The 20,688-nt window shown below is 35.3% G+C and carries 10 protein-coding genes; 9 read left to right on the forward strand and 1 reads right to left on the reverse strand.

What is annotated here, in order from left to right; translation table 11 throughout:
- Positions 1 to 18: 18 nt before the first annotated feature.
- Entirely contained in the window at positions 19 to 1,689 is a 1,671-nt protein-coding gene (locus DHU68_RS13625; RefSeq protein WP_255412514.1) for a right-handed parallel beta-helix repeat-containing protein, read from the reverse strand.
- 410 nt (positions 1,690 to 2,099) lie between these two features.
- Here DHU68_RS13625 and DHU68_RS13630 point away from each other — a divergent pair, with 410 nt between their 5' ends.
- The 9 genes from DHU68_RS13630 (at position 2,100) to DHU68_RS13670 (ending at position 20,674) form a co-directional block, all read left to right on the forward strand.
- Positions 2,100 to 6,212 carry a hybrid sensor histidine kinase/response regulator transcription factor gene (locus DHU68_RS13630; RefSeq protein ID WP_108823558.1) on the forward strand — a complete coding sequence of 1,371 codons (4,113 nt, stop codon included), beginning with the start codon at positions 2,100 to 2,102 and terminating at the stop codon, positions 6,210 to 6,212.
- Positions 6,213 to 6,401: 189 nt separating this feature from the next.
- The gene (locus tag DHU68_RS13635; RefSeq protein WP_160111153.1) at positions 6,402 to 7,652 is read left to right on the forward strand and encodes a hypothetical protein; all 1,251 of its coding nucleotides are present in this window, start codon (positions 6,402 to 6,404) and stop codon (positions 7,650 to 7,652) included.
- 17 nt (positions 7,653 to 7,669) lie between these two features.
- Positions 7,670 to 10,801, forward strand: a complete 3,132-nt coding sequence (locus tag DHU68_RS13640; protein WP_108823560.1) for a TonB-dependent receptor — start codon at positions 7,670 to 7,672, stop codon at positions 10,799 to 10,801.
- An 11-nt stretch (positions 10,802 to 10,812) separates the two neighbouring features.
- Positions 10,813 to 12,372 carry a RagB/SusD family nutrient uptake outer membrane protein gene (locus DHU68_RS13645; RefSeq protein WP_108823561.1) on the forward strand — a complete coding sequence of 520 codons (1,560 nt, stop codon included), beginning with the start codon at positions 10,813 to 10,815 and terminating at the stop codon, positions 12,370 to 12,372.
- Between the two features lie 15 nt (positions 12,373 to 12,387).
- Complete coding sequence (locus tag DHU68_RS13650) at positions 12,388 to 13,515, forward strand: sialidase family protein (protein WP_108823562.1); 1,128 nt, start codon at positions 12,388 to 12,390, stop codon at positions 13,513 to 13,515.
- Positions 13,516 to 13,626: 111 nt separating this feature from the next.
- A complete protein-coding gene (locus DHU68_RS13655) occupies positions 13,627 to 15,477 on the forward strand; it encodes a right-handed parallel beta-helix repeat-containing protein (RefSeq protein WP_108823563.1) in 1,851 nt (616 codons plus the stop codon).
- 113 nt (positions 15,478 to 15,590) lie between these two features.
- The gene (locus tag DHU68_RS13660) at positions 15,591 to 16,532 is read left to right on the forward strand and encodes an alpha/beta hydrolase (RefSeq protein ID WP_101690427.1); all 942 of its coding nucleotides are present in this window, start codon (positions 15,591 to 15,593) and stop codon (positions 16,530 to 16,532) included.
- A 26-nt stretch (positions 16,533 to 16,558) separates the two neighbouring features.
- Positions 16,559 to 18,616, forward strand: a complete 2,058-nt coding sequence (locus DHU68_RS13665) for a hypothetical protein (RefSeq protein WP_255412515.1) — start codon at positions 16,559 to 16,561, stop codon at positions 18,614 to 18,616.
- A 213-nt stretch (positions 18,617 to 18,829) separates the two neighbouring features.
- Positions 18,830 to 20,674, forward strand: a complete 1,845-nt coding sequence (locus DHU68_RS13670) for a hypothetical protein (protein ID WP_108823564.1) — start codon at positions 18,830 to 18,832, stop codon at positions 20,672 to 20,674.
- Positions 20,675 to 20,688: the final 14 nt, after the last annotated feature.

Raw genomic sequence — 20,688 nt, forward strand, 5'->3', positions numbered from 1 at the left:
AGGATAGCGCTATTAGATTTACTCTTTAATTTCTACTGGTAGGACTCCGTTGTTCGCAACAATTATATCGCTAGAGTTTTCCACAACAACAGCTCTAGAACTCCCTGATATTTCATTGTTGATTACTGTGATGTCTTCTGTACCAGATATATATATAGCACTTTCTCCTAATGCCCGAATGACATTATTCCTTATTGTAATATTTTTATTCAACTGATCAGGACGCACTTTTAGACCATTTATCTCTGCACTTATTGTACTTCCCTTTTGACTCCCATGCCCATAACCACAATCAATAAACCAATTATTCTCAATAAGTATATTTGTAACAGGATTACCTTCTCTCCATCCAGCCTCTGCTCCTAATTGTATTGCCGAACCACTACTAGCTTGCACTACATTACCCGCAATTCGCACATTACTTGTCTTTATTAAAAAGGCTCTTGCCATATGACTTCGAACAGTACTATTCAGTATTTCCACTGAAGGTTGACGAGTCAAATTAATCATATAGTATTCTTTCGGATCAGAAACAAACGCTTTATCAAGGGTTACAATTACTTCCCAATCATTTACTGATATTTCAACTCCCTCTACAATATAGTGTTCTATTGGGCTTAAACTTTTGTTGTCAACAAGTGCTATGACATCTCCAACATCTGGATAATCTAAAGATAATGCGTGTAAATCTGCATTTTCGACAGTCAATCGTATCTTGTTATTTTCTTTTTCTTTATAAATACTCCAATAGTAATTGTGAATGTTTGTACAATCGTCACCTTGTCCTCCAAATTTACATCCGTCAAACAATATTCTCCCTTTACAACTCGTAAAATGAGTGGCATCAGTATTTGTAGATGTTACATTTCCAGGACTTGGAATAACCTGTAGATTCTTCATCGTAATATTTTCTGATCTATGTCCTACAACGCCCATTCCTGGCTGACTATGGATAACTATATTCTCTAAAAGAATATTTGAAGATTCTTTTATTAATACTCCTGCTCTATTATGTCCACAATGTCTAAGAATGCAAATATCCCCAACTCTAGGATTAATATTCGAATAAACTCTAATTGTTTGTTTATCAGTTAACAGTTCTTTTTTTTCATGCCAACCTCCAGCATATACACGTTGTCTTGTTGTGTCAAAGAAGTGGACTCTTCCTGTTGCTATATCTGTAAAGTAGGGATAATTAACTGTGTCTACTTTCATATCAAAGTAGGTAGGCGTAGATTGTATGATTTTTCCTTCAGTAAATGGAGTCCTCTTATGCATTAGTTTAAGGCCTTTTATAGTAACATTACTAGCATTAGTTATTGAAATAGCCTCATACCAGCCTTCTTGTATAAGAGTTGCACCTTCGGCTTCTATTGTTATATTATTAAACCTATCTAAGTCTAAAGCAATTACATATTCACCCTTTGGCTTAAAAAAGTACCCTTGAACATCCTCTCCATATTGACCACTTATAGCTTTGTATTCATACTCTAAAGCTTTGTCATTTCTGTAATTATAGTTCCCTGGAGGGATAATGAGCGTTGCTCCGGGATTCTTTCTGCACTCGTTTAGAGCTTTTATAAATGAATGGGAATCATCGATACCATCATTTGGTATCGCTCCATATTCTTTTATATTAAATATTTTACTATTCTGCGCTTTTACTACTGTAGCAGATAAAAAGACCAAAAAAATGAGGTAAATTAATATGTATCTATACTGTTTATTACACATTATTCTTCTACTTATTATTGTTATTATTAAAAAAGAAAATTTTTATTAAGAGTATACTTTCATGACATGAAGAAACAACTTATTGAAATCTCCGGAGTTATCGTATTATATGGCTTTAGAATTTGGAGCTTACCATTACAACTTATGTACTTTACATTCCAAACATAGTTAAATTGTTTTATATTTCCTCTTTGGAAGTCTATTTTATGTGAAAGAATATTCGAAAAATGAATAATAATCTTCATATGTGTTTATAAAACAATCTTACTTATTTCATATAATAGCTGTTTCAGTTAGTATTTTATCTGAATTGTCCTTAATTTTATGTAATCTTGTATAATTAATTAAAAATCGATGCTATTTCCATGAAAAAGGGAGCACTTTGTATTGTTATTCTATTCATAACAAATTATTTATTGTTGTCCAATGTAAATTATGCTGTTTTTGCGAATTTATCTGTTGATAAAGGACTATCTCATAGTGATGTCACAGATATAACTCAAGATCAAATAGGTTTTATTTGGTTTGCTACCTATAATGGACTTTGTAAGTATGATGGCAATGAAATTAAAATTTACCGAATTGACAATTCTAAATTAAGTAATAATAGAATTCAATGTCTTTATGCGGGAAAGGATTCTTTATTATATATAGGTACCGAAACAGGTGGTCTCAATATTTATAATTCAGCTTCCGATTCTTTCCAATCATACTTACATCAATATGAAGATAAGACAACAATATCTTCAAATACGATACTTCATCTTTTTGAAGATTTGCAACAAAATATATGGGCTTGTACGAATAATGGCATATCTAAAGTTGTACAAGATGGGGCGAATAAGATTAGTTTCAAGTCATTTTATCCATCTTGTAATGACAAAAGAATAACATCAGGATGTGCTCTGAATAGTGAAACATTGTTGCTTGGAACCGGTAATGGAGCCTTACAATTGAATACAAAAACAGGAGAATGTATGCCATTTCATTCAGATAAAATAAAAAACTATGTACATACTATTCTGAAGAGATCTTCGACAAACGATATTCTGTTAGGAACCAAGAATGGATTATTTAAATACGATCCAGATAGAGATGAAGTTAGTTATATTTCCGATCAAGAAGCTCTTTCCGCAATAGAAGATTCGAAAGGGAATATATGGATTGGGACCCGTAATAATGGTTTATGTTTTCTAAATAGAGATCTTCAGATTATTCAGACATTTCAAGCGGATATCTCAGTTCCAAACTATATTACAAATAATGAGATCAAATCATTATTTGAAGATAGATCTGGAATACTGTGGATCGGATCGATTGGGGATGGAGCTTTTAAAATGAATCTAGCTAGTAAACCGATAAAATATTATACTATTGAAAATAGAGTTGAAGGCAGGGTAACTTATACTAAAACTATAACATTTATTGAGGATCGAAACAATTTGTTGTGGATTGGGACTAGAGGTCGAGGAATAGAAATATTAGATCGTAAGACAGGGCGAAGAATCAATTTAATAGATTCGAAGAAAATGAATATAAGGCCTGAAGATATTTCGGCATTTTATCAGGATAGAAATGGAGCCATGTGGATTGGTACATGGAAAGGTTTATATTATCTGTCTCCTAAAGAAACTCATAATATAATGTCTCTTCAAAACGTTAATTTTATTAACATACATCCTGAATTCTCAAGTTTAGACATAAGTATCTATAAGATTCATTCGGATCGTGACTCTCATATCTGGCTTAGTACGTCCAACGGAGTCTATCACTACATTCCTTCAGTAGATAACTATTATCGGGGAAACTTTATCCATTATAGTCATGAACCCTTTAATGGTAATTCCATTACGGATAATTTTGTGACGGATATATATGCTGATACGGAAAGTGAAGTAAAAACTATTTGGATTGGGACAAGAAAAGGACTCAATAAGTTGACTTTCGAAGATATTGGAGTTAAAATCAGGCAAATCGAAAAACTAAAGTTTAGAGACAAGGATAAAAATAAAGATTTTATTTCAGTAATTCATTCTGATTCCAAAGGGCGACTGTGGATTGCTACTTTAGGTAGTGGACTTTATCAGATGGTGAATGGTCGATTTGATGATACTATACCTAGCTTCATTTCTTATGATAATAGCAATTGTAATTTTGTAGATAATGAACTTGAATCTCTTCTGGAAGATAATCATGGAAATTTTTGGATCGGAGGACGAGGAATAACTAAATTTAATCCGGATAGCAATACGATTAAAGTATATAATACTAAAGATAATCTTCAGAGCAATTCTTTCAAAATTTGGGCTGCATGTAAATTGAAAAATGGAGAGATGATTTTCGGCGGGAATAAAGGATTCAACATATTTTATCCCGATAGCCTTAAAGATAATACTGTTACTTCTCAGATTCTTTTTACAGGGCTGTCTATATTCGAGCATAGAGTTGGAATTAATGACACCATCAATGGAGACATCGTGCTTTCGAAATCATTAGCAGAGACAAATCACATCACACTCTCTCATAAGAATAATAGCATAACATTTAAGTTCTCATTACTGCATTATGCCTCTCCGCACAACAACGAATATAAATATAAACTGGAAGGATTTGACGAGCAATGGTATTATACGGATGGAAGTAACCCTCAAGCTGTATACACGAATCTGAGACATGGTACATATCGCTTTGTAGTTTATGGTGCAAATAGCGATGGAGTATGGACTGAAATACCAGCTACTCTAGAAGTCGAAATTACACCTCCTTTTTGGGAAACAAAATGGGCATATTTCAGTTATTTCTTATTGTTTCTTTTGTTTTTATATTTTATCAGATTATCTACGTTGAAAAAGGCTAGACAGAAACTTAGCTTAGAGATGGAAAGAAGTCTACGTGAGAAACAGCAGAAAGATTATGATAACAAATTGCAGTTTTTTACAAATATATCACATGAGCTAAAAACACCTTTGGCTCTCATATCTGCCCCCGTAGAAGAATTATTAGATAGTCCAAATATCGGGCAAAAAACGCGTTGGAGACTAAATATTATAAATCAAAGTGTTTTGCGATTAGTAAAACTAGTAGAACAGATTCTAGATTTCAGAAAATATGAAAAAAGTGCGATGACGATCACTATTTCAGAAGTTGACATTGTACCTGCTATGAAAGAAATACTTATTCTTTTTGCATCTTATGTTGAAAATAAAGGAGTTATTATCAGTAGTGACTTTTCAAAAGATCGCATAAATCTTTATGTTGATAGCGATAAGATAGAAAAAGTTCTATCGAATATACTTATTAATGCAGCAAATTATGCTCCCGAAAATGGGAAAATAGATTTTAAATGTTGGGACGATGAAACATCAGTATATTTTTCGGTAACTGATAATGGAAAAGGGATAGACGCCTCAGATACTGAAAAAATATTTGAACCTTTTTACCAAAGTAACAACTCTCTTAATGGAGGAACGGGCATTGGATTATCATTAGTTAAGTATATAATTGATCAACATAAGGGGCAAGTATGGGTTGAGTCTGAACCGGGAGTTAAAACTACTTTCTACGTAAAACTGAAAAAAGGGAAAGATCATTATAATTCCGCTGAGATAACAATCAAAGAGCCTCAAAGCTTATCTTCTTTTATTACAGATGAGTTTTCTATGAAACATGAATTTGAGAATTTAGAGGAAAAAGCCAGTTCTTTAGTATATGATAAAGAAGCAAGTGTCTTATTGGCTGATGATAACGATGAATTTAGGAAGTATGTGGCAAGTATATTACAGCCTCAATATAATATTCTACAGGCCGCAAATGGGCTTGAAGCTTATGAAATAGCTATAGCTGAACAACCTGATTTGATAATAAGTGATGTAATGATGCCCGAAATGACAGGGATAGAGCTTTGTGAAAAAATTAAAGAAAATACTTCTACGTCACATATTGCTGTCTTGTTGTTGACCGCTCGTACTATGCAATCGCATAAGATAGAAGGTTATGCGATTGGAGCCGATGCTTATGTCACGAAGCCTTTTAGCCTGAAACTATTTAAAACCAGAGTAGATAATCTTATTAAAGCGCAGAGTATGCGTAGGGAAATATTTAAATCACAAATCAATCTTGAACCATCTGAAATAACTATTTCATCATATGATGAGAAACTATTGAAAAAATGTATTGATACTATTGAAGAAAATATGCAAGATGTCTATTTTGGAGTTGAAGAATTGTGTGAAAAAGTTGGTGTTAGCCGTCCTCAACTTTATCGGAAAATTAAGTCATATACAGGACTATCTCCAGTACATTTTATTCGTAGTATCCGGCTTAAAAGAGCTGCTCAAATCCTAAAGCAGGATAACTATTCTATAACTGATATAATGCTTCAAGTTGGGTTTAATAATGCTTCGTATTTCGCCAAAGTATTTAAGGAAGAATTTGGATGTACGCCAAAGCAATACGGTCTCGAAAATAAATCTGAATAAAATTTGCTAGCCCTTATAGAACACTGCAAGAGGCTATATAATGCTTGAAATTCAAAAAATGCAATTTTTTGAACGATTTGGTATATCTGCTTTTTTTGAGTTGTTTTTAGTTTTTGAACGTTTCCGATCTTAGCTTTGTATCAATCATCTCGTATGTTTGTTCCGTATATATTAAAATCTTTTACAAATATGAAAAATGTAAGTAAAATACGCTTAAAAGAGAGTGCAATCTTTGTGCTCCTATTTGTTTGTTTTTTCATAACATCGTGTAATGATGAGGACCAAGAATGGCGCAGTGATATACGCGAGTTGAAAGTCGAACTTGAGGATGATGTTGCTATGCAAAATGCACCTTTTATTTTTACGGACTTATCATTAGGTGTGAAATCCAGAATTTGGGAATTTGAAGATGGTGATCCTGCAACATCGAATGATCCGGTAGTTAGTGTCCGATTTACCAAACCTGGTAAAAAAAAATGGACACTAAACCTAGTATATGATAATGGAACCACTGAAAGTCAAACAATGGAATTGGAAGTTAAGGAGCCATTAGTTGCAGTAATAAATATTGAGAAATTGACTCCATTAGGATGCTTACCACTAGATGAAGATATTCAGTTTTCTTTGGAAATCGAGGGAAGTTACTCTTCTATTGAGTGGAAGTTCGAAAATGGGAATCCATCCACATCTATCGAAACCAATCCTATTATCAGATTTGCTAAAGAGGGACCTGTTAAAGCTTCCGTTAAGATTTATCGCGAAACAGATGGGGCATCTGTCAGGTTGAACAAAGACCTTTATATAGGTAATTATCCGATGCTTGTTGCATATACTAAGGCGGATATGGATAGCTGGAATTTCGATGCAGGTAAAAGTTTCGGAAAATGGACTGTCTGGAATGGACCTGCAGGTGTAGACGAAGTAGGAAATGGCAAAGCTGTACGTGTTTCAGGTGGTGCCAACGGATCGGCTAATTGCTTGGAAATAAAATATAATAAAGCAAATGAGCATTGGCAGTTCTTTACTCGTGATAATTGGATTAATAATGCGCAACTTGAGAAAGGTAAAAAATACGAATTCAAATTTTGGATGAAGGCAGATGCTAATTTTCTTCTTAAGGAGGTATTTGTTATGAATAATTTACCAGAATGGTCATGGAATGAATTATTAGGAGCTCATGCTGGAAATAATTGGGTTGACTATTTCCCTGAAATACCATTTGAGGTACAAAATGAAACTGTCCTTTTATATGCTGAAAAAATACCTATTACAACTAGTTGGAAAGAGTTTAAATATGAATTTACTGTTGGAGACAAAGATCTAATTGGAGTATCGCTTCCAAATAGATTATTAAACGTATTCCCATCCTTTGCTATTGAATCCGATCAGCCCAGATCGATATATATTGATGGAATAATGATAAACCTTATTGAAGAATAATATTTATGACTAAAAATATGAAAAAACATATAATAGCATTATGCCTTTTACTTTTGAGCATAGCAACGTATGCCCAAACAGAAATAACAGGTGTGGTTTTGGATGAAACAGGAATAAGCATACCTGGAGTAGTAGTGGTAGCTGTTGGCGAAAAGACAAATGCAGTTACAGATATTGATGGTGCATTTCGTATAAATGTACTAGGAAAAGAAAGTATACTTCAATTCTCAATGATGGGATTTAAACCAGAGCGTATTAAGGTAGGTAACGGTACACACCTTAAAGTGGTAATGAAAGAGGATGTTGTCGGACTTGATGAAGTGGTAGTTGTTGGATATGGAGTTACTCGTAAAAGGGATTTTACTGGTTCGGTTTCATCGATCCGTTCAGAAGACTTAGAAAATAGTGTTCTTTCATCGCTCGATGATGCTTTATCGGGAAGTGTAGCTGGTTTGATGGTCCAATCAGGTAGCGGACAACCTGGTAGCTCTTCTAATATTCTTATACGTGGAGCAAACTCTTTGACCGGCTCTACACAACCTTTGATTGTTGTTGATGGTTTCCCTTTATTCGAAAATAGTACTAGTGCAGGTGGTGGAATGGATGATAAAGGTGGAGGTAGTAGCGCTTTCTCTCTTATAAATCCTGATGATATTGCGTCAATAGAGGTTCTTAAAGATGCTTCAGCTACAGCTATTTATGGCAATAGAGGCTCAAATGGTGTCATTCTGATCACGACTAAAAAGGGGATAGGTAGTGGAGCTAGAATACAATATAACTCATATTATAGTTCTCAAAATCTGCCTCGTAAATACGATGTAATGAACTTCCAAGAATATGCCGAGTTTCAGGCTTTGACTAGTCCGAATAATGGTATGTTCGTTAATCAGAAGACTGGAGAAATGCACAACTTTGATCCCAATATACGTTCAGTCGATTGGCAAGATGAAGTGTATCGTACAGGTTTCATTCAAAACCATTCATTGTCGATGCAGAACTCGACGGAAAAGACAAACTTCATGATATCATCATCTTTCATGCAAAATCAATCTATCATAAAAGAAACAGACTGGAAAAAATTTACAGCAAAGATGGGTGTAGATCATTCGATATCAAGTAAGCTTAAAGTTGGTGCCGATATATACTACAATAGAGTGAGTGATAAAGGAGTACCTACAGGAGGAGGAGATGGCTCTGCAATCGGTACGATCATCGGTACTATACTTGCACGTCCTTTTATTCTAGACGAAACGACACAAGCCTACTTCAGAAGAGCTGGAGTTGATCAAGGTACTATTGATAGTGACTTAGCTGGTTATCGTGATAATCCATTAAATATGGTTAGAAGTATAGACATGAACAAAGTAATGGAAAATACAACTTTTAATGCCTATGCGGAATACAAAATACTTGATAACTTAATTTTGAAAATTACAGGAGGATATAATACATATAATTTAAATCAAAAACAATTTTATCCTAAATCAACGCCTACAGGTAAATTTTATAATGGATTGGGTATAGTATCTAATATCAATAATGATAGTTGGATTAACGAAAATACTATAACATGGATGCCTAAATTCGAAGGTGGTCATAGCTTAAATATCTTAGGCGGTGTTACAGAACAGGGTTGGAAAAGTAACTATTCAAGAAGCGAGTTCTCTTCATTCGATAACGAATCTCTAGGGTACGATAATGCCCAGATGGCAAAAAATTTTAAGATTTACACAAGTGTTGGAGAAACTAAATATTTATCATTTATCGGTCGTGTAAATTACTCTTATAAAGGGAAATATCTAGCAACAGCTACTATGCGTAGAGATGGTACATCAGCTTTTGTAAATAACAAATGGGGTAATTTTTATTCGGGTGCTTTAGCTTATAACATAATGGAAGAAGATTTCATCAAGAAAATAGATGAAATATCAAATCTTAAGCTTCGATTAAGTTTAGGTGAAGTCGGTAACTCAAATGTCCCTACTACAGGAGCTTATTCTCAATTGTATGCGACAAACTATAGTTTCAATAATTCTATATCGGTGGGACAATCGCCCGCTAGTTTGGCAAACGAGAATCTGAAATGGGAAAAAACACGAGAATGGAATATTGGGCTTGAAGTTGGATTATTCAATAATCGTTTAGCTTTGACAGCCGATTTATATGATAAAACAACGAATGATCTGTTGCTTGAAGCTCCAGTTCTGAATATTTCAGGTTTTGATAAGGCATGGGGAAATATAGGGAAGTTAAATAATCGTGGTATCGAACTCAGTTTGAACACTGTGATTATTGATAAAAAAGATTTAGGTTTGACATTTAATCTGAACTTCTCAAAGAACATTTCTAAGATCAAAGAACTAGGGCAAAATGGAGCTCCTATATATCTCGGAATAAGTTATTTGTCGGGATCTCAAGGACAGCAGGCAATAATTTTACGAGAAGGAGGTTCTATTGGTGAAATATATGGTTATCGGGCTGAAGGTGTATATGGAGCAAATGACTTCTATAATGATGGGACAGCTAAAGAGAATGTAGCTATTGCAGGAATAGGAGAGAAGCCTGGTTGGATTAAATATAAAGATATATCAGAGGATGGTAATATAACATCGGATGACAGAACAGTAATAGGCAATACCCTTCCTGATTTCTTCGGAGCATTCAGCACGGGTCTGCGATGGAAAAACTTCAATTTGGATCTTGTTTTTCAGTATTCATACGGCAATGATGTATATAATGCGAATTATGTGCAAGCTGCACGCTTTGGCTCTACGCAATATAATCAAATGAGATTTTTCAAAGATAGATGGACGCCGGATAATCCGACAAGTACACAATACTCCGATATGCTATTCGGTACTATATCATCGGCCTTTGTTGAAGATGCATCATACCTTAGATTTAAAACAGCTAGATTAACATATTCTGTTCCCTCTAAAGTACTAAATAAAATAGGATTTGTGAAAAATGTTAAGATATATGTAGCAGCTGATAATATTTACACATTTACCAAATATTCGGGCTATGATCCTGAAATTACAGGTTCACAAAAAGCAGAGAATATGTCTGGAGCTCTTACCTCAGGTTTTGATTATGGCGTTTTCCCTAAAGCAAGAATATTTACAGGAGGTTTTAATATCACTTTTTAAATAAGAATAAGATGAAAAAATATATATTGATTCTTTTAGTCACCTTTAGCTTTTGGTCTTGTGACGACTTTTTGGATGCACCAGTTAAAAGTAATATCTCAACATCAAACTTCTTTAAAACAAAAGAGGATTTTGAGATGGCATTGACAGGTGTTTATAATACACTCACATCGGCTGAATGGGATGCCGGACATCGATGGGGAAATTATTTCGAAGGACTGTTATATTTGGGAAGGGTTGGTACCGATGAGTGCTACATTATATATGGAGATTACGATCAACAGATATCTAATTATACCTATACTCCGGATAATTACATTGTATCGCGAACATGGTTTGTTCAATATGTTGGAATTTCTCGTGCCAATACTATTCTTGATAGATACGAAACAAGTAATGTTAAATTGTCGGAAACAGACAAAAATAGAATATTAGGAGAAACTTATTTTCTACGAGGATTCTTTTATTTCACCTTAGCTAGATATTTTGGCGAAATACCTCTTGTTTTACATGAAGTGGTAGATGTAAGTACTCTCAATACGGAGAAAGCTTCGTTAGAACAAGTGTATGACCAAATAATAAGTGATTTCAAAAAAGCTGAAGAATTACTTCCTATAACTAACACAAATGGTCGTGCTCATAAATATGCGGCTACAACATTTCTTGCTAAAGCATATTTACAAATGGCCGGCGAGCCGTTGAATGATCCTAATGCAGCAAGTTTAGCAGAACAGGCCGCATCGAGAGTAATTAATAGTGGGTCATTTAATTTGGTTGATAATTATTTTAGCCTCTTCGATGCAAGTAATGAATATAGCTCAGAATACATCTTTGATGTTGATTTCTCGAATACCCAAGATGCAACTCATTACGGAGGACAGGTTGGTACTGTGGATGGCATTTCGACACCGTATGATTTGTATTGGCAAAAAGTAAGAACATGTGAAGAATTTTATGAGAAGTTTGATTCTAAAGATAACAGACGTAACAGCATAGCTGATTTCAGATATATTCTTCAAGGCGATGAATTAGTTGTGGATAGAACTCCTTCTGTTCTCGAAAATAATTTCTTCGTTTATAAATTTAGACACCCATTGAATGAGGCAGACAGAGGTAGTACATGGGTCAACTGGTCCAATCCGATAAACTTTCCTATAACACGTTATGCAGATGTACTTCTTATGCAAGCCGAAGCTTCGGCTAGAGCAGGTCAAAATCCGACATCCGAAGGTTTGGAGAATCTCAATAAAGTAAGACGACGTGGTTTTGGAGTTGATATTAACACTCCTAATGCTAGTGTCGATTTACCAACCATGGAATATGATAAATTTATGGATGCTGTTTTACAAGAAAGAAGTTTTGAACTCTGTTTCGAGGGACATCGTTGGTTTGACCTTGTTAGATTTGGAAAACTTGAAAAAGCCGTTAAGTCGCTTAGCAAATATAAGCAAACTTTAGAACATACTCAGCAAGCCGTAAATTTCAAAGCAAAGCATATTGTATTGCCTGTACCTCAGGATGTCATAGATACGTCAAATGGTAAAATAACACAGAATCCTTTGTGGAAATAATTTAAAATTAAAGTTATGAAGCATATATTATCTAGAATGTTATTAGTGGCCGCAACGATCACATTTTATTCATGTGACAAAGAGCTTGGGTTGGATACTAAATACGACAATAGTCAGAGCACTATAATTCCTGATCCGGATGATAATTATAATCCTAATAAAGTCGGAGAATGGGATCAATTTACATTATCTGATAAAAGTATTATAAATCAAGTGGATGCAGATATGAAGGGTTACTGGCCTGATGGTAAATTATCTATAATAAAAGATGATACAAGTGGTAAATATATTTGCTTTTGGGGTGAGAAGTATAGTTATCGCACAGAAGCTGATACTCCTTATCCAGAAGATCATATATCACAAGTAACAGAAGCTAACAGAGTATTCGGACAAGGTATTAGTGATATAGCCGGATTTAATGATGGAGGTTCATGGTTTATAGGTGTGCATAAATTGTCTGATGGACGTTTAGCCGGTTTCTTTCATGCCGAAAGCCATTGGCCGGGTGATGGAATAGCTTATAAAAGCGTAGGGGTAGCTTATTCTTCTGATAATGGAAAGACGTGGACTTCGGGAGAGAAAATACTGAATGTGAATTTTCCAAAACCAACTACTCCTACATGGAGTGGTCTAGGTGATGGTTGTGTTGTCTATAATAAAGAGTTAGGTAAATTTATCTGTTATTACTCAGCTCATATCGAAGATGAAGACTTTAAAATCTGTATGGCTGCATCTGATGCAAATGATGGAGTCTCAGGTTCTTGGAAGAAATGGAATGGAAGTGATTTTGCTATCTCAGGATTTGATGCTGCCACCGGATTGGGAGGGGTTGATCACAAGATAGAAGGTTTATCTTCTATTGCTGGGGCAAATCCGTCTGTGATGTGGAATAGTTATCTTAAGCGATGGGTAATGGTTTATTCTAGTTGGGGACAAGCCATATATATGTCCACTAGTGAAGATGGTCTGAACTGGGAAAAGCCTATAAGTATAACTGACAAGGAAGAACCTGCAACTTACCCTAATCTGATAAGCAGCAAAGGGGATTTGGAAGGAGCTGTTATAGTTAAGATTTATTACGGATCAAATCAAAATAATTTAGGAATTAGAGATTTCGCTTATAGAACAATTACTTATAAATAGTGTAACTATATCTACGTAATAAAGTTTCAATAAATTGAATGTAGAGATACAAGTTTAATGATAAAAATGGGTTGTCCCAGCTAGACAACCCATTTGTATAAAAATAATAAAATGAGAATTATAATATTATTCATATTTACAGTTCTTCTGATAGGATGTGCTTCGCCTCAATCAGAAAAAACAGTCGAAGTACCTTTCTCTGAAGATGTAGAGGACTATACTCCATTGATATGGGATATTCTAAAGTCCAATCCTAAGGGTAATATCAAAATAAAATTTGGCGATGGCTCATATAAATTTTATCCTGAAAAGGCATATGAAAAGTATTTGGCTATATCCAATAATGATAATGGACTTAAACGAATAGTTTTCCCTATTCAAAATATGAAAAATGTGACGATAGAAGGTACTGAAAATACAAGTTTCATGTTTCATGGAAAATTAGTCCCATTTTTTCTCTATGAAAGCGAGAATATAAGTATTGAGAATATAAAAATAGATTACGATTATCCTTTTGTGCTTGAAGGTACTGTTATTGCTAACGATAAGGAGAAAATGAGTTTTGATCTTAAAATAGATGATGATACACCTTACAAAATAGAAGACAATAAACTATTCTTCAAAGGTTATGATTGGGAGATAGGTTTGGGTGAGAACATCGTATTTGATTGTGAAACTCGTTCTCCAATATATTTTACCTCGAAGTACGAGATAGGAAATTCACATGAGGTTACAGCACATGAGGTTGCAGAAGGAGTAGTACGCTTATCGGGTGTAGTATCGGTGGATGTACCACCTGTTGGGGCAATATATACGGATAAAGGGCCTCATGGCAAGAATAGAGAAGTTCCTGGATTTGCTATTCAAGAATCAGCTAATATTAATCTGACAAATGTTACTGTATTTAGAGCTGGAGCGATGGCTCTAATCGCAGAGAAATCTGAAAATATAACGCTCGATTCGTATAAAGTAAAAGTACATGATGGTTCGGGTAAAATGCTCTCAGCTTCTGCTGATGCAACTCATTTTGTAAATTGTAGTGGTCTTGTTAAGCTAAATAAGTGCATATTCGAAAGTATGCTTGATGATGCAACAAATATACATGGAACATATATGTGTGTAACAGAACATCTGGGAGAAAACAAAGTTGCTCTTTCGTTTGGACATTTTCAACAAGAAGGCTTCAGTTTGGGTAAACCAGGCGATAGTATTTTATTTCTCAATAGGGCTAATTTAATGCCTTTATCGAAATCTGTCATAAAAAAACTAGAGCAAATCGACGAAAATCATTATGTACTAGAAGTGGATCAAGATTTGACTGCTTATCAGAATTTATCGGTTGCTGTCGATAATATTTCATATTACCCTGATGTGGAAATTTCCAATTGTTCAGTCAGATACAATAGGGCAAGAAGTTTACTAATATCTACTTCAGGTAGAGTAAATATTGAGAATAATTACTTTGCATCCATGATGGCAGGAATTCGTATTTGTGGAGATGCTAACTATTGGTTCGAGTCTGGTCGTATTAGCGATGTTACAATAAAAAACAATACATTCGAAGATTTAGGCAAAGGTGGGCATAATCCACAAGCTATTCTTCAGATTGATCCGGTTATCCCTAAAGATAATAGAGCCGATGGGATATTCCATGGCAAAGTTATCTTCGAGAATAATGTTATAAAGACTTTCGATAATCAGGTGATATACGCACTTAGTGTTGATAGCTTGATCATTAAAGGCAATCAGTTTATAGACTCAAAAACTCATTCAGCTATATTCCCAAGTTTATCTGTCATTGATGCTCAATATTGTAATCATATTATTATTGACAATAATGATTTTAGCAAGTGGAAACCCGATTTCTCATTTAGCATTACAGAATGTAAAAATGTGGGAGGAAATGATGTTGAAAAAATAGAGATTCAGAATAATACAAATAAATATTTTTACGAAAACTAGTGGCTATATGTGGTAAATAGTTCTCTGTGTAGTTATAACAAACTTATGTTTTCAAATTGTGTATTTGAGATGTAAATTTTTGCAAGACATCTGTATTTATAAATAAAATAAACATGGTTAAAAAACGAATATTATATTGGGGTGGAGCAGTAGCTGTTATATTGTTAGTCATTGCTTTATTCTGGAGCTATCGGCTTTGTTATATTGCGCTGCATCCACCTCGTGATAAGGCTACTTATGAAAGTATGGGACATTCGTATCCGCAAATTACAGAATGGCTCGACTCAATTCAAGTTTATGGTGCATTACGTGATACGACGATCTTGAACGATAAGAATGAGCGATTGTATGCACGTTGGATTGCAGCAGCTGAACCAACTAATCGAACAGCAGTAATTTTACATGGTTATCAGGGGTCGGGATTATCAATGCTTATGATAGGTTACATGTTCAATCATGATCTAGGTTTAAATGTTCTCCTTCCTGATCTAAGAGGGCATGGTGAAAGCGAAGGTGGAGCTACTTATATGGGGTGGGCAGAACGACACGAAGTGATTCGATGGATAGAAATTGCTGATGAAATCTTTGGAGGAAATACGCAAATCGTTATTCAAGGAATCTCGATGGGTGGAGCTACGACTATGATTGCAGCAGGAGATTCAAAATTACCATCAACAGTACGATGTGCGATTGAAGATTGTGGATACACCTCGGTTAAGGATGCTTTTTCTGTCTCGTGGAACGAAGATTTGAAATATCTGAAATTCCCATTATTTAACCTTGGTGATATGTGGTGTCAAATTCTCTATGGATGGAGCTTTGCTGAGGCTTCGCCTCTTAACTGTATGAGCAACTGTAATCTTCCAATGCTCTTTATTCATGGCGAGAAGGATTCTTTGTTGCCAGTAGAGATGGTACATCGTCTATACGAAGCCAAACCTGGAGAAAAAGAATTGTGGATTCTTCCAGATGTGGATCATGGTGCTGCTTATCTTGATCAGCCAGAAGCCTATACAGAGCGTGTGCGTACTTTTATAGAGAGTTATTTTGAATGATTGTCAAACACTTTAATCTAAAAAATATGTTGAAAAATTTATTATTTATAATTATGTTCGCCACATCCATACTCACAGTCTCAGCCCAACGTTGGCAAATAGATGCTGGAGGAGGAATTGTCTGGCATCCGAGTGGTGATTTGCCTCACAACGATCACATCGAAATGAGTGGTGAGCAGACTTCGGTAATCCTCCGGTGGGGTGTAGATAAAAAAGGAGCTTTTCATGCTGAACGCTCATTAGTGTTTCCCATGTTACGTGTACTTCCAAATGATACGCACGCCAGTCTAATGAGTCGCTTTGCAACCAATTTTGCATCTATGCTGGCTATTAATACTAATCCAGTTGGATTCAATGCCTCAGCCTTACAATTCGAAAAAGTTAAGACTGTGGCTATTGATGGAGCACTTACTGTGCAAAGTATGTGGAGCTTCAATTCGGTTGGAGCAGGATCATCATATTCTGAAGATCCCGACCCGGTTATAGAAATGGTTCGGACTATTTTTCCGTCTCGAACATTGCCGGTTGTTTGTGAGCGTTACATAATCCGAAATATCAGTTCGAAACCATTTGAGGTTACAATTCCTGAATTTTCGCAAGTCATTACAACCGATCCGGCAAAAAGCCCTGTAGAACAGGCATATGTGTTGCGTGCAGATCTTTTGGGAACTGGAAATCACCGTTTGCAACCTAATGACTCGATTGTATTTGATGCTGTTTTGCAGGCATACCGAGATGGAGAGGAGCCTCAGTGGCCAGATGTTGCAAAGGAATACGCTTCTCGTATGGAGTTCGCACGTCAGGATGTTGGAGGATCGTTAATTTTGGAAACTCCAGATCCGATTATTAATACCGAATTTCGTTATGCTAAATTCCGTGCATCAGAGAGTATATTCCGTACTCGAAGGGGATATATGCATGCTCCTGGAGGAGAATGTTACTATGCTGCCATATGGGCTAATGACCAAGCCGAATATGTCAATCCATTTTTCCCTTTCTTAGGATATGATATCGGAAACGAATCGGCATTAAACTCTTTCCGTCACTTTGCCCGTTTTATGAGCCCAGATTACAAGGCAATACCAAGTTCTATCATTGCTGAGGGCGACGATATTTGGAATGGAGCTGGAGATCGTGGCGACGCTTCGATGATAGCGTACGGAGCTGCACGTTATGCCCTGAGTAGAGGAGTGAGAGCTGAAGCTGAAGAGTTATGGCCACTTATTGAATGGTGTCTTGAATACTGTCGTCGACAACTCCTTCCTGAGGGTGTAGTTGCTTCAGATACCGATGAACTGGAAGGACGTTTCCCTGCAGGTAAGGCAAATCTTTGTACCTCAACACTCTATTATGATGCACTTCGTTCAACAATATATTTAGCTCAAGAACTTGGAAAGTCTACAAAAAAAATACAGGAGTATAAGCAACAGTCAGAGGTATTGGCAAAAGCTATTGAAAATTACTTTGGTGCGAATGTTGGAGGATATGAAACATATCGATACTACGATGGAAATACGAAATTGCGTTCATGGATATGTATGCCACTCATCGCAGGATTGAAAGGTAGAACAGAAGGGACAGTACAAGCTCTTTTAGGTCCAGAATTAATGACTGAAGAAGGACTGTTAACAGAGCAAGGAAGTACAACTTTCTGGGATCGATCAACTTTATACTCCTTACGAGGTATCTACATTGCAGGGCAGACAGATCGTGCTACTGAGTTTTTACATCACTATTCAGAACGACGTTTGTTGGGAGACCATGTTCCATACCCTATTGAAGCATGGCCCGAAGGTGAACAAAGACATCTCTCGGCCGAGAGTGGTCTTTACTGTAGAGTTATTACTGAAGGCTTATTTGGACTTCGTCCTACAGGACTCCGCTCATTCGATCTGACTCCATCACTCCCAACAAAATGGGATCAAGCTTCTTTAAAACATATTAAAGCGTTTGATTCAGATTTCGATATTATTGTACAGCGTATTTCTGATGGACGTTTGCAGGTCAATATAACTCAGAAAGGTAGAAAAACGCAACAATTCCGTATACACGCAGGAAATACTATAAAAGTAGTACTTCACTAACTCTAAAAAGTGGAGGTGGAATTTGAACTTTATCTAATGACATTACCTGTCAACTAGAAAAGGCAGGTTAATGTTGTTAGCCAGAGAAAGGTATATGTTTGGTATTTTATAATTGAGTGAGTTCAAAGGGATGCTTCTTTGAAGATTAACTATTGTATGAGAAATGTTTATCAATTAAAATTGCGAAATTTTTGTGCTCTAATCTTGATGACGATGCTTATAGGTACAAGCTTGTCTTGTCAGAAAAGAACATTTATATCAATAAGTGAGTTTGGACTTCTGCCTAATACAGGAGAAGATGCTCGTCCTTACATTATAAAAGCCTTGGAAGTCTGTAAAGAGCAAAGGATAAGAACTCTTACTTTCCCTAAAGGTAGATATGACCTTTATCCAGATAAAGGTCAATTAAAAGAAAAGAATATTCTTAAGCAAAAAGCAACAATTGGTATAAATTTTGAGGGACTTACTGGTTTTACCTTAGATGGTAACGATTCTGAATTCATTTATCATGGTAAGATGGAAATAATGTCTGTCCATAATTGTCAGGATATAATATTAAAAAACTTTTCTGTAGATTGGGACCATCCGATGATATCGCAAGCTGAAATTATTAATGCTCAGGATAACTATCTCGATATTGAAGTAGATAAGGATAATTATCCTTATAAGGTGACAAATGGAAAAGTCCTTTTTATTGGTGAAGGGTGGGAATTACCTATTATAACGATGTATTCTACATTGTATGACAAAGACAGTAAAGAGATAGCGTACAATACATGGGATTCTACTCTAGGTGATATATTTGAACAACCTGCAGAAGAAATAAGTAAAGGTGTTATCCGTTTTTACGGAAAACCTGCTATAAAACCGGATCCCAATAAGATGGTTGTAACTCTCTTTCATGTGCGTTATTTTGCAAATGGTATTGTGATGACTCATAGTAAAGATATTTTGCTAAAGGATATCAAATTATATCATAGTTTGGGCAATGCATTCTTGGGATATCGCACAGAAAATATAACAATGGATAATGCATCAGTGATTGTTAATGACGAAAAAGGTCGATATTTCAGCTCTGTAGCTGATGCTTCTCATTTTGCTGAATGTGCAGGAACTATTCTAGTCCAAAATTGTGCGCATACTGGACAGGCAGATGATTTTATAAATGTACATGGAACTAATGTTAAGATAACTGATGTCGTAGATGATTATACTTTGAGAGTTGCTTCTAATGGTAAAGGTAATGGAATGTCTGTAACCGTTGGCGATGAATACTGGTTCATCCAACTAGACGATGCTCAACGTGGAGAGGTTAATAAAGTAATAAAGAAGGACTCTTTAACTGACGAAAAAGGGGGAGATTATTTACTCACTTTTGCTAAACCTATACCGAAGAATATTCAGGGTGGAGATTTTATCGAATGTAAAACATGGAGTGCAAGTTTAGAAATTCGTAATTGTAAGGTATTAAAACGAAATAGAGCAAGAGGAATACTTGTCACGACTCCGAAAGATGTTATCATAGAAGATAATTATTTTGCATCGGCAGGTGCTGCTATTTTGCTTGAAGGAGATTTTGATTATTGGTATGAAGCAGGAGCCAATAATAATGTTCTGATTAGGAATAATATATTTGACAATTGCTTGACATCGGGAAATAAGAGTGGCTCTCGTAGTGAATGGGGTGAAGCTATAATAACTATCACTCCATCGTATGTGCCACGAACAATAGATGATAAAACTTACCATAAGAATATTAATATATCGAATAATATTTTCAAAGTTTTCGATGCTCCTCTGGTAAGGGCTATTTCTGTCGATGGATTATATTTTATTGATAACAAAATAATCAAAACGGATGATTACAAGCCTTATACGTGGCAGAAATCTGCATTTTTATTGAATGGTTGCCGACAAGTTGTGATTGGTGAAAATCGGATTGATGAAGCATATACTACAAGAAATATCCTGATAGAGAATATGAAAGAATCAGACGTTAAAACTAAAAAACGAAGTGGTTTTGTTATAAAGGAATTGAATTGTGCTGATATTCAATAAGATTCTATATGTCA

The sequence above is a fragment of the Dysgonomonas sp. Marseille-P4361 genome, assembly GCF_900343125.1.
In the GTDB taxonomy this organism is placed as follows: Bacteria; Bacteroidota; Bacteroidia; order Bacteroidales; family Dysgonomonadaceae; genus Dysgonomonas.